Source organism: Brasilonema sennae CENA114 (assembly GCF_006968745.1).
Lineage (GTDB): Bacteria > Cyanobacteriota > Cyanobacteriia > Cyanobacteriales > Nostocaceae > Brasilonema > Brasilonema sennae.
This window is the reverse complement of the sequence record NZ_CP030118.1, coordinates 6,006,425-6,020,773: the sequence shown is the minus strand read 5'-3', so window position 1 is coordinate 6,020,773 and position 14,349 is coordinate 6,006,425. Positions and strand designations below refer to the sequence as shown.

Annotated in this window: 2 protein-coding genes and 1 pseudogene; all 3 read left to right on the top strand. The window is 43.2% G+C overall.

From position 1 onward, the window contains the following. Window positions 1-74: 74 nt before the first annotated feature. Window positions 75-2,837 (top strand): annotated as a pseudogene (locus DP114_RS25135) (type I polyketide synthase); the annotation flags it as partial. 271 nt (window positions 2,838-3,108) lie between these two features. Beyond that, entirely contained in the window at window positions 3,109-8,496 is a 5,388-nt protein-coding gene (locus DP114_RS25130; protein WP_171977410.1) for a non-ribosomal peptide synthetase, read from the top strand. Further along, a complete protein-coding gene (locus DP114_RS25125; protein WP_171977409.1) occupies window positions 8,493-14,336 on the top strand; it encodes a type I polyketide synthase in 5,844 nt (1,947 codons plus the stop codon). The genes DP114_RS25130 and DP114_RS25125 overlap by 4 nt, the downstream gene beginning before the upstream one ends. Window positions 14,337-14,349 lie beyond the last annotated feature (13 nt).

The window sequence follows — 14,349 nt, the reverse complement described above, 5'->3', positions numbered from 1 at the left end:
TAAATACATACTTTAGGATGAATACCTAAATAACCATCAGTGCAAATCATCAAGTTATCAAGAAGGAAATTGTAATGAATAGCCTAGAAACACAAAATCAAATAGGCGATTTAGATATAGCGGTTATCGGCATGTCTGGACGGTTTCCTAAAGCCAGGAATCTTGATGCTTTTTGGCATAATTTGCGCTCAGGGGTAGAATCAATTTCGTTTTTTTCAAATCAAGAACTGGAGTCAGTAGGGGTAGATCCATCTTTACTGAGTGACCCCAATTATGTTAAAGCAAACGCTGTACTGGAAGATATAGAATTATTCGATGCCTCATTCTTTGATTACTCTCCCAGAACAGCAGAAATAATGGATCCACAGCACCGCCTCTTTTTGGAAACTGCCTGGGAGGCTCTTGAAAATGCTGGCTATGATTCTAAAACCTATGAAGGTCGGATTAGTGTTTATGGTAGTGCCAGTATTAGCAGCTATTTTTTATTCAATCTTTTCTCTAATACCGAACTGCTAAAATTAGTCGGTCTTGACCAAATTAGGCATAACAATCGTACAGATAATTTGACTACACGAGTCGCTTATAAGTTAGATCTTAAGGGATCAGCTATCACTGTTCAAACTGGATGTTCTAGCTCATTAGTTGCCGTTCACTTAGCCTGTCAAAGCTTAATAGATCGTGAATGTGATATGGCTTTGGCTGGTGGAGTTTCTGTAACAGGATTACAAAAAGCTGGCTATTTGTATCAAGAGGGGGGAATTTTGTCTCCTGACGGACACTGTCGCGCCTTTGATGCTCAAGCAAAAGGGACTGTGGGCGGTGATGGTGTGGGCATAGTCGCTTTAAAGCGATTAGCAGATGCTCTGGCGGATGGAGATAATATTCATGCTGTTATTAAAGGTTCAGCTATTAATAATGATGGTTCTTCAAAAGTTGGTTATACAGCTCCGAGTATCGATGGTCAAGCAAAGGTGATTGCGGAAGCACTTGCGATCGCCCAAGTGGAACCTGAAACAATCAGCTATGTTGAAACTCATGGTACTGGGACTGTTTTAGGAGATCCTATTGAAGTTGCAGCCCTTACCAAATCTTTTCGCGCCAAAACTAAAAAGAAGGATTTCTGCGCTCTTGGTTCAGTAAAAACCAACATCGGACACCTAGATACTGCGGCTGGTGTTGCTGGTTTAATCAAAACCATTCTCGCACTAAAACACAAACAGATACCACCCAGCTTGCACTTTCAACAGCCTAATGCCCAGATTGATTTTGCCAACAGCCCCTTTTATGTTAACAGTACGCTCTCCCAATGGAAGACAAACGGAACACCACGCCGTGCTGGGGTCAGTTCCTTTGGGATTGGCGGAACCAATGCCCATGTGATTCTTGAGGAAACCCCGACAACAGAGCAGGGGAGGCAGCGCCCTGCGGGGGTTCCCCAACGCCAGACGCCTACGGAGGGAAACCCTCCTGCAGCGCTGGCTCCCGTTGAGGCGACTGCCGTGGAGCAGGGGATGAAATATCAGCTGTTAGTTCTTTCTGCCAAGACTAGTTCCGCATTAGATACTGCCACAACTAATCTAGTTCAACATTTAAAGCAGCACCCTAATATTAACTTGGCAGATGTCGCTTACACTCTTGGGGTAGGTCGTCGAGTGTTTGACCATCGCAGGATGGTGGTTTGTCAAGATATTGACGATACAGTTAAAATTTTAGAAACAAAAGACCCGCAACGAGTTTTTACTCATTTCACCGAACCTTGTGAGCAAGAAGTTGTGTTTATGTTTCCTGGTCAGGGGTCTCAGTATGTAGAGATGGGTCGAGAACTGTACCACACTGAGCCAATTTTTCAGGAACAAGTTGATTATTGCTGTAAAATACTTATACCTATTTTAGGGCTAGACTTACGCACTATTCTGTATCCAAGCGAAGAACAGCAAACAGTAGCAGCACAGCAGCTAACACAAACCCATATTACCCAACCGGCGCTGTTTGTGATTGAGTATGCTTTAGCACAATTGTGGATAGCGTGGGGAGTGCGTCCTTCTGCAATGATTGGTCATAGCATAGGAGAATATGTAGCAGCCTGCTTGGCTGGTGTTTTTTCTCTGGAACACGCTTTGGTCATAGTAACCAAGCGTGGACAACTGATGCAACAACAGCCCCCAGGTGCAATGCTTGCTGTACCCCTACCGGAGGCGGAAGTCATACCTCTGCTTGGTGAAAAACTCTCTGTAGCAGCGATTAACGCACCAGCACGCTGTGTGGTTTCAGGACCAATACCTGTGATTGATGATTTACAAAATCGTCTGACTGAACAAGGAGTTGACTGTCGTCGTCTGCATACTTCTCATGCCTTTCATTCTCAAATGATGGATCCCATCATTGATAAATACACACATCAATTACAAAAAGTCAAGTTTAATCCTCCAAAAATTCCCTTTTTATCTAACCTAACTGGCACCTGGATAACCGCAGCCCAGGCGACAGATCCTAGTTACTGGAGTAAGCACTTGCGCTCCCCAGTTCGCTTTGCCGAGGGCATTGCTGAGTTGTTCAAACAACCAAATCGGATTCTTTTAGAAGTTGGTCCTGGACATACTTTGAGTGCCTTATCGAAGCAACAGGCGCAGGGGAGGATGATACTTTCTTCACTACGTCATCCCCATGATCAACAATCGGATGTAACGTTTTTGCTAAACAGTTTAGGTCAACTCTGGCTCAGCGGAATACAGATAGATTGGTTTAGCTTTTACGCCAATCAAAGGCGTCATCGCCTACCTTTGCCAACATATCCATTTGAACGAGAAAAATTTTGGATTGAATCCTCGAAAGTTAATGAATTGAATCAATTGTATGAAAAAAACAATCAAAATCACAAACAACGAGAAGAGAAAACACAAGATTTATTAGTTGAATCTCAGAAAAATGCTTTTAGTGATATGCCTGTCATAAAAAAAGAAAGTATGACAGAATTTCAGATAGAAAAAATTATTAATAAACAAAATCAAATCATGTTACAACAGTTAAATATATTAGAGACATATATGTTGTAATTAACAAAAAAAATGATTTTTAACTAATTCGAGTATATTATTTCATAAATTATCTATGTTTGAAACGAAAGATATTATCAGTGAATACTCTCAGCATCAAAAAATTCTATCCAAGCTCAAAGATATTTTTGTTGAATTGCTGGGAGTCAAGATCTCAAAAATAGATATTCACACTCATTTTCTTGAAATGGGTCTTGATTCTCTGCTCCTGCTACAAATAAAGCGTGCTATTCAAGAACAGCTTGATATTAACGTTCCTTTTCGCTTACTGGTGGAAGATTTCTCAACAATTCATGCTTTAGCAAATCACATAGCTCAACAGCTACCTGCGGAAGAACTCATCACCAAGACGGAACCATCACTAACTGTCAAGGTTTCCAATACACACGAGTTTGAGCAAGAAAATAAGAAACCTGCGGGAGGTACAGTTCTCGAACAAGTCATAGCACAGCAGCTTGAGCTAATGTCTAAACAGCTTGAGCTATTGCAAAAAACTAACTCCTATGGGAAAGTTCTACCTTCAGCAACAGCTATCCAAGCTACGCCTTTTCAGACAAAGGAACAACAAACGACTCAAAGTTTAACTAATCATTTTGTAAACTTAGCCTCTACATCCATAAAGACAGAGTTTCAGCAACCACCCACAAATCAGACTATTGAATCACAACAGACTCAAACAAAAGCTCAGGAACCACCCACAAATCAGACTGTTGAATCACAACAGACTCAAACAGAAGCAATGGCTCTGTTGAGTCCTCACCAACAGAAACATTTGGATGATTTAATAGCACGGTTTGTTCAACGCACTCAAGAGTCTAAAAGACTCACCCAAGTTTATCGTTCTTACCATGCTAATGGCAGAGCAGTGAGTGGATTTGTTCCCTCCTTCAAAGAGATGTTGTATCCAATCCACGGACAGCGTGGAGAGGGAGCCAGACTCTGGGATGTTGATGGTAACGAATATGTGGACATTTCAATGGGGTTTGGTGCGCTTTTATTTGGTCATTCACCATCTTTTGTTATCCAAACCATCCAAGAGCAGATTCAGCAAGGCATATTACATGGTCCACAATCACGTCTTTGCGGTCACGTAGCTGAGTTAATTTGCGAACTGACGGGTGCAGAACGAGCAGCTTTTTGTAACGATGGCACGGAAGCAGTGATGGGAGCAATACGTCTAGCACGTGCTGCAACAGGACGTTCCAAGATTGCTTTATTTACTGGTTCTTATCACGGAATTTATGATGGGGTATTGGTTAGAGGAGTAACAAGCAATGAAGGAACGCTGCGTTCTATCCCTAAGGCTGTAGGTATTCCATCATACATTGCCGATGATGTCATAGTACTCGAATATGGAAAGCCTGAATCTCTGGAGATTTTAAAAGTTCATACCCACGAGCTGGCAGCAGTTCTGGTTGAGCCGATACAAAGCAGTCGGCCAGATTTGCAACCCAAAGAGTTTCTGCTCCAACTCAGACAACTGACTCAAGCAACAGGAACTGTATTAATTTTCGACGAAGTCATTACAGGCTTTCGGATGCACCCAGGTGGTATTCAGGGATTGTGGGATATTCAAGCAGATTTGACCACCTATGGTAAAGCCGTTGCTGCTGGTATGCCGATTGGGGTTATAGCTGGTAAGGCAGCTTTGATGGATGCACTTGACGGCGGTATGTGGAACTATGGAGATAAGTCTTATCCTCAAGCAGAAACCACCGCGTTCGCTGGTACCTTTTTCAAGCATCCTTTAGTCATGGCTACTGCCTGGGCTGCACTCAATCATATCAAAAATAGCGGCTCGAAACTACAGGAGGAGTTATCTGAAAAAACAAGGAAATTAGCCGATATTCTTAATAATTACTTTGAGCAAAGGCAAGTACCTATTCAAGTAGTCAATTTTGGTTCACTCTTCCGTTTTATTGCTTCAACTCCTCTCAAGTTTGGTAATTTATTTTTCTACTATCTGTTGGAAAAAGGAGTTTATGTCTGGGAAGGACGCACTCTTTATCTATCTACAGCCCATACCGATGAAGATATTGAACATGTCATTCGAGCGGTCAAAGAAAGCGTAGTAGAAATGCAAGAAGGGGAATTTTTACCGTCCTCCCCGAGTTCAACAATTGACACAGAGTCGAGAAAAGTTCCTTTAACAGAACCACAAAAGGAACTATGGTTTCTAGCACAGATGAGTAACGAAGCCTCCCGCGCTTATAACGAATCCAGAGCTATCCACCTGCGAGGATCTTTCCATTTTTCGGCACTACGTCAGGCTGTTCAGGGAATTATCAATCGTCATGAGGCGTTACGAACTACTTTTAGCCCACAAGGAGATTATCAACTTATTCATTCCTCTGTCATTATAGATATCTCTTTCAGCGACTTTTCTACTTTAGAGAAAAGTGAACGTGAAGCTCAACTATCGCAAATTTTCAAACAAGAAGCTCAACAAACTTTCAATCTTGAACAAGGTCCATTACTCTGTTTTCACATAGTAAAACTGGAGAAACAACATCATCTTCTAGTTATTACTAATCATCACATTGTTGCTGATGGTTGGTCGATCACTATCTTGCTACGAGAACTAGCTGCAATTTATTCCGCAGAGTGTCAGGGTATCGCTTACCAACTCCCACAACCAATGCAATTGAGTGAGTATGCTCAATGGCAAGCGCGGCTGCAACAGAGTCCAGAGATGGCAACAGCTGAAGCTTATTGGCTCAATAAATTTGCGAATTCAGTCCCAGTGTTGGAGTTGCCTACTGACCGTCCTCGACCATCAGTCAATACATACACTGGTGCTCGACAAAGTCTTACACTCGGTACATCCCTGTTTAAAAATCTAAAAAGCTTGAGTGTCCAACGTAAGACTACTCTGTTTACGACGCTCCTGGCTGGATATATTGCATTGCTACACCGATTAACTGGTCAAGATGACATAGTTGTTAGTATTGCTGCGGCAGGACAGTTGTCTGTGGGGAGTGAATACCTTGTTGGTCACTGTGTTAACCTATTGCCAGTGCGTACTCAGGTCTCTGGAAATCAAACATTTACGGATTTTTCTACCTCAGTCAAGAAGGTATTGTTGGAAGCCTATGAACATCAAATTTATCCTTTTATTAAGTTAATCAAAAATTTAAATTTACCACGGGATCCAAGCCGAGCGCCGTTACTTACGACAATATTTAATATGGACAAAGCTGGATCTGAGGTAGAGTCTTTAGATCACAAAGTTGAATCGGTGAAAAATCCTACCAGTTCCGCCAAGTATGATATTGCCTTTAATATTGTTGAGACAGGCAGTGACCTTCTAGTAGAGTGTGACTATAGTACTGACCTATTTGACTCCCAAACAATTCAACGCTGGATGGAGCATTTCGGGATATTGTTGGAAGGTATAGTCACCCATCCCGAACAGCGCCTCTCGGATTTACCACTGTTAACACAAGCGCAACAGCATCAATTACTGGTAGATTGGAATAACACACAGGTTGACTATCCTCAAAACCAATGCATCCATGAGTTATTTGAAGCTCAGGTAGAGCGATCACCCAACGCCATTGCTGTAGTTTTTGAAGACCAAGAGTTGACCTACCAGCAACTGAACCAGCGAGCTAATCAGCTAGCACACCACTTGCGTTCAGCGAAGCTGTCGCATAGCGATTCGCTTGGGGTAGGACCAGAGGTACTGGTGGGAATTTGCGTGGAGCGATCGCTCGAAATGGTCATCGGGCTGTTGGGAATCCTCAAAGCAGGTGGGGCATATGTACCACTAGACCCAAGCTATCCCAAGGAACGCTTGGCTTTCATGTTAGAAAATTCTCAACCAAGCGTGTTGTTAACACAACTGTACCTACTAGAGAATCTACCAACTCACAAGGCGAAAGTAGTTTGCTTAGACGGCGACTGGGAAGCAATTGCCCATCAGAAGATAGAAAACCCCGTCTGCAACATCACCCCTGATAACTTAGCTTACGTCATCTATACCTCTGGCTCTACGGGTAGACCAAAGGGAGCAATGAATACCCACCAGGGAATCTGCAATCGCTTACTTTGGATGCAGGACGCTTATCAATTAACAGCAGCAGATAGAGTTTTGCAGAAGACACCCTTCAGTTTCGATGTGTCAGTCTGGGAATTTTTCTGGCCGTTGTTGACGGGTGCGGTTTTAGTGGTAGCCAGACCAGAAGGACATCGAGACACTAACTATTTAGTGAATTTGATTGCACAGCAGCAAATATCTACTTTACATTTTGTACCTTCCATGCTGCAAGTGTTTTTAGAAGCAGAAAATCTTGAAACTTGTAAGTGTCTCAAGCGCGTGATGGCGAGTGGTGAGGTCTTGCCAGAACAACTTCAAAAACGCTTTTTTCATCGTCTTTCTGCACAATTGCACAATCTCTATGGTCCAACTGAAGCGGCAGTAGATGTCACTTATTGGGCGTGCGTGCACCAAAGCAATACCGAAGAGAATAGTGCCACCGATCACAAGATAGTTCCTATTGGTCATCCGATTGCCAATATCCAGATTTATTTGCTTGATCAGCATCTAAATTTTGTTCCTGTGGGCGTAACGGGTGAAGTGTATATCGGTGGCGTGGGAATAGGTAGGGGCTATCTGAACAGTCCTGAACTAAGTGCAGAAAAATTTATCCCCAACGCCTTTAGCAAACAACCGGGGACACGCCTGTACAAAACAGGAGATTTAGCACGCTATCTGCCCAATGGAGAGATAGAGTATATTGGTCGTATTGACCACCAGGTTAAAATCCGTGGTTTCCGCATTGAACTTGGAGAAATTGAAGCATTCATCAGCCAACACCCAGCAGTGCGAGAAACTGTAGTTGTTGTTTACTCAGATTCAGCAGATTCGCAACGACTAGTCGCTTATGTAGTTTCTCACTCAGAGCAAACACTGGTAATTTCTGAACTGCGCCGCTTTTTAGAGTCGAAGCTGCCAAACTACATGGTGCCAGCAACTTTTATTATGCTGGAGGCGCTGCCACTAACACCTAATGGTAAGGTGGATCGTAAGGTACTGCCAGTACCTGATTTAGCAAGTCCCGAATTAAAAGCGGTTTATCAGGCACCCCAAACTGAGCTAGAACAAACAATTGCTACTATTTGGCAAAAGGCTCTTAATATTGAAAACATAGGGATTCATGATAACTTCTTTGAACTCGGCGGTCATTCATTGCTTATGGTTAAGGTTCATAGCCAATTGCGTGAAACATTCAAAGCCGACGTATCAATCCTCGAAATGTTTAGATATCCAACCATAAGCTCCCTAGCAGAGTACTTAAGTGCATTAAAAAATCAAACAACATCATCTTCATATAAAACTGATATTAAAACTGAAAATATTGAAGCAGGTAAGGCTCAACAAAGGAAACGTCTTCAAAAATTAAAGTCAATCGTCAATAAGAAAGAGGTCAACGAGTCATGAATTATCCTATAGCATCTCCTACTATAAATGGCTCAGAAATAGCAATTATTGGCATGGCAGGACGTTTTCCTGGAGCCAAAAATGTTGAAGAATTTTGGCAAAACCTGCAAAGCGGTGTAGAATCTATTTCTTTCTTCAGCGATGAAGAACTATTGTCTTCAGGAATAGAAAAAGCTGTCCTGAGTGATCCTAACTATGTCAAAGCACGGGCTGTATTAGAAGATGTAGAATTATTTGACGCTTCCTTCTTTGGCTTTAATCCTAGAGAAGCAGAAGTTAGCGATCCACAACAACGTCTCTTTTTAGAGTCTGCTTGGCAAGCTATTGAAAATGCTGGCTACAATTCTGAAACTTACGAGAAATCGATTGGTGTTTACGCTGGAACCAGCATAAACAGCTATTTTTTCAACCTTTATTCAAATCAAAATCTTATAAATTCTGTTGATAGTTTCCAACTTTTGATTGGAAGTGATAAAGATTTTTTGACAACACGCGTTTCTTACAAACTTAACCTAACTGGACCAAGTTATACAGTTCAAACTGCCTGTTCAACGTCATTAGTTGCTGTTCACTTAGCTTGCCAAAGCTTACTCAATGGTGAATGTGATATGGCTTTGGCTGGTGGTGTTTCAATCTCTGCATCAAGAAAAGCTGGCTATTTTTATAAAGATGGGGCAATTGGATCTCCTGACGGACACTGTCGCGCCTTTGATGCTAAGGCACAGGGAACTGTTAGCGGCGAAGGTGTAGGTATTGTGGTTTTGAAGAGATTAGAAGATGCTCTAGCAGATGGAGATTCGATCCATGCTGTCATCAAAGGTTCTGCTATCAATAACGATGGATCTTTCAAGGTTAGCTACACAGCACCTCGTATAGATACTCAAGCCAAGGTGATTAGAACCGCTCAAGTTGTTGCCGAGGTTGAACCCGAAACGATTACTTATATTGAGGCTCACGGGACAGGGACATCCTTAGGAGACCCGATTGAAATTGCCGCACTGACACAAGCTTTTCGCAGTAGTACTGAGAAAAAGGGCTTTTGTGCAATTGGTTCAGTCAAAACAAACATTGGGCATTTGGACGCCGCCGCTGGAGTTACTGGTTTGATTAAAACAGTCCTAGCTCTCAAGCACCAAAAAATACCTCCCAGCTTACATTTTGAACAACCCAATCCCCAGATTGATTTTGCCAACAGTCCTTTTTACGTTAATACTATACTTTCCGAATGGAAAACAAACGGCACCCCCCGACGTGCAGGTGTTAGTTCCTTTGGGATTGGTGGGACGAATGCCCATGTGATTCTCGAAGAAGCCCCAGCTATTGAAACCTCTGCGACTTCTCGTCCTTGGCAGTTGTTACTGCTTTCAGCTAAGACGAGTACCGCTTTAGAAACTGCTACAACTAATCTAACGACTCACCTCCAGCAGCATCCTGATTTAAACCTCGCCGATGTTGCTTACACTCAGAGTGTTGGTCGTCGAGCTTTCGACCATCGCCGAATGGTGGTCTCCCAAGACATTAACGATGCAGTGAAGGCGCTTTCTATTATAGATCCACAACGAGTGTTCACTCATTACCAGCAGCCTTCCAATCGTCCTGTCGTTTTTATGTTTTCCGGTCAGGGAACACAGTACGTGAATATGGGTAGGGAACTCTACCAGAGTCAGCCAATCTTTACTCAAGCAGTTGATAACTGCTGTGAACTGCTCAAACCCCATCTAGGTCTTGATCTACGCCATGTACTGTATCCCAATGAAGCACAAAAAGATAGGGCAACAGAGCAACTACAACAAACTTTTGTAGCTCAGCCAGCGTTGTTTAGCATTGAGTACGCCCTAGCTCAGTTATGGATGGCATGGGGTGTACATCCCGAGACGATGATTGGTCACAGTATAGGGGAATACGTAGCTGCCACTTTAGCTGGAGTTTTCTCACTTGAAGACGCTTTAGCGCTAGTCGCAAAGCGAGGACGATTGATGCAGCAACTCTCCACTGGGGAAATGCTCTCTGTTCAACTTCCCGAACAAGAGGTACAACCTCTGTTGGGAACGGAAATGTCTTTAGCGGCAACCAATGGACCTGCATATTGTGTGGTTTCTGGTCCAACCGGGGCGATAGAACGATTGCATCAAAAGCTACAAGAAAAAGGTATTGGCTGTCGGAAGCTGCATACTTCCCATGCCTTTCATTCTCAAATGATGGAGCCAATTCTTGAGCCATTCTCTCATTCGTTACAAAAAGTCACACTAAATCCCCCTAAAATTCCATTTGTATCTAATGTAAGTGGCACTTGGATTACCGCAGCCGAAGCAACACATCCCAAATATTGGGTCAAGCATCTACGGCAAACTGTGCGCTTTAGCTCAGGGATAGCTGAGTTGATCAAGACACATGAGCGCATCCTGCTAGAAATCGGTCCAGGACGAACTCTGAGTACTTTTGCCAAGCAGCATCATGTGGATGACCTTGTGGTACTAACCTCGATCCGCCATCCGCAGGAACAACACTCAGATGTAGCATTTTTACTCAATACTTTGGGTCGGCTCTGGCTTTTTGGTGTGAAAGTAGATTGGTCTGGTTTTTATGCCAATGAGCAACGCCATCATATCCCCTTGCCAACCTACCCATTTGAGCGCCAGCGTTACTGGATTGAACGACAAAAACAAGAACTTTTAGGGGAATTGCAGCCAAGACCAACAGCAACCCAACTCTGGAAATATCTGGTAGAAGCTGGTAAGGTACAAGCTTGTGCTAGCATCACATCAATTGACGAACAAACTTATTTGGCAAATAAGCAGTCGTTGGATAATTTATGCACTGCCTACATCAACCTTGCCTTAAGCAATAATGGTGCTTTTAGCAATTCCAACGATCAGTACTCTTTAGAAGAATTGTTTGAACGATATCATATTATTCCTCGCTATCAGCAATTGCTGTGTCGCTGGCTGGATGTGCTGGTACAGCAAGGTCACCTACAGCAAAAGGACGATTTATATACAAACCTTGTACCCTGTTCAACAGACTATCTCAATGCTCTGGTAGAAGAAGTTAAAATCAGATGGGTAGATAGACCTCATATTTTAAATCTCGTCACCGAATGTGGCGAAAATCTGCCATCAGTGCTATGTGGTGAACAAGAACCGTTGGGGTTGTACTTTTCTGCCGCAGAAAAAACAGCAGGAAGTTCAAAACCAGAATTGTTTTTGGATACTTACTTTAAAGCAATTATACGAGCAAGCATGGAACAGGTGGTGAAATTATTGCCACCGGATGTAAACCTAAGAATTTTAGAAATCGGTGGTGGACAGGGTATTGTTACGACAGAATTGCTAACAGTGTTGCCGCCAAAACAAACAAAATATACTTTTACTGACGTCGGTGGCTGGTTCTTGAACCGCGCTCAAGAGAAATTTAGCGCATATCCATTTGTAGAATATCGTTTCCTAGACATTCAGAAACCTCCAACTGAGCAAGGGTACTCTAACCACAGCGTTGATGTAGTGGTAGCAGTCAATGTATTACACGTAACCCAGAACATGGGAGAAACCCTTGAGCATGTTCGCTCTTTGTTGGCTCCTGGAGGTTTTCTGCTACTTTGGGAGATAACTGAACCTCAATTAGAATTTGACATCACCGACGGTTTGCTTATGAATCCGGTAGAGGATAAAGGACGTAGCCGAGGTAATCCATTTTTGTCAAAGGAACAATGGCAGCAAGCACTACAAGAGCATGGGTTTGTTGAAGTGGCGGTTTTGTCAAACACTGAAGCTTTCGAGCATCATGTCTTCGTAGCTCAAGCTTCAGCATCGGCAGATTTCTCGGCACCTACAGCTTTTACCACGTTGGTTGAGCCAAAAGATGCTGACCAAATACGTCAAGTTTCATTAGACAAAAAGTCTGACATTGCCAATTGGTTCTACATCCCATCCTGGAAACGCTCTATGCCGCCGCAGCCTCTGAAATCTGCGGTTGAGACAACTCAGTCGGACTGCTGGTTAGTGTTTGTCGATGAGTGCGGCTTGGGTGAAACAATGGTGAAGCGACTGGCAAATTCTGGTCAGGATGTTATTACCGTCAAAGTCGGCGAGCAATTTAGTAGCCAAAAGGAATTGTCATATACCATCAACCCTCGACAACGGGATGACTACGACGCCCTACTTCAAGAACTTCGCGCACAGGGCAAGGTTCCAAAAACAATTGTTCATTTATGGAGTGTTACGCAGGATAGTCACGCCGAATCAGCAATTGAGTCTTTGGATAAGGCTGAAGCTTTGGGGTTTTACAGTCTGCTGTTTCTCGCCCAAGCACTTGGGGAAAATAATCAGACAGATTCGGTAGAAATTGGAATTGTCTCAAACAATATGCAGGAAGTGACAGGTTCAGAGGTGCTTTGCCCAGAAAAAGCATTAGTTCTCGGACCTGTTAAGGTAATTCCCCAAGAGTACCCGAATATAACCTGTCGCAGCATTGATGTGGTTATTCCCGCAAAACAAAGTCGGCAAGAGGATCAACTTATAGAAGCGCTGCAAGGGGAACTAATAACCCAAACATCTGACCAAGTTATAGCTTACCGTGGTACTCATCGCTGGGTGCAAGACTTTCAACCTGTCCGATTGGAAGGAGGTTCTTTTGAGAAAACCCGATTAAGAGAACAGGGACTATATCTGATCACAGGTGGATTAGGAGGCGTTGGTCTAGCGCTGGCAGAATATCTGGCACAAACAGTACAGGCAAAACTAGTATTGATAGGGCGATCGCCTTTTCCTGATCGAGACGAATGGTCACAATGGTTATCCACTCATGATCAGCACGATAGCGTCAGCCTTAAGATTCAGAAGTTGCAGGCACTTGAGGCGTTGGGTGCCCAGATTATGGTAGTCAGCGCCGATGTTGCCAATCTTGAACAAATGTCTGTAGTACTTAAACAAGTCAATCACCAATTTGGTCAGATCCACGGGGTGATCCATGCAGCTGGAGTTTACGGGGGAGGTATGATTCAATTAACAACAAAAGAAGCCGCAGCCAGTGCTTTAGCTCCAAAAGTGAGAGGAACACGAGTACTAGAAACTGTTTTCAAAGATACAGAACTGGACTTCTTTGTCATGTGTTCATCACTTTCTTCATTTCAGGGTACACCGGGGATGATGGATTATACGGCTGAAAATGCCTTCCTTGACGCCTTCGCTCACTACAGCGCTTCTCAAAATGGCACTTTTACTAAATCTATAAACTGGGACAGATGGAACAGCATAGGCATGGCAGCTGCCGTTGAAGCACGGCATAAGGAGATAACAGGGGAAGATCTGACGGCAGGAATGACCTATGAAGAAGGCATTGAGGCGTTTAGACGTATTCTGCACAATAGTACAGTACCTCAGCTAATAGTATCAACACAAGATTTTCTGACTAAGATTCAGCCGAAGAAATCTGTCAAGTCTTTGGAAGAGCAATTAGCGCTTGTGAGTCGAGCGAAATCAACTCACAAGCGCCCTAATCTGGCAAATGCTTATGTTGCTCCTCGTAACGAGGTGGAACGCACTCTAGTTGATATTTGGCAACAACTTTTAGGTATTGAACTCTTAGGCATTCATGACAACTTTTTTGAGTTGGGAGGAGACTCTTTGTTTGCCACTCAGCTTGTTTCTCAGCTATGTAAAACTTTCCAGATAGAACTGCCTTATAAAAATTTCTTCGATTCACCTACTGTAGCTGAACTGGCTGAGGTTATTGTACAAAAATTGGCTCAGCAGACTGATGACGAAGCACTGGCTCAAGCCTTAGCGGACATTGAGCAACTATCGGAGGATGAGGTACTTACAATACTTGCTTTGGAAAACTAAGTAATTGAATGGA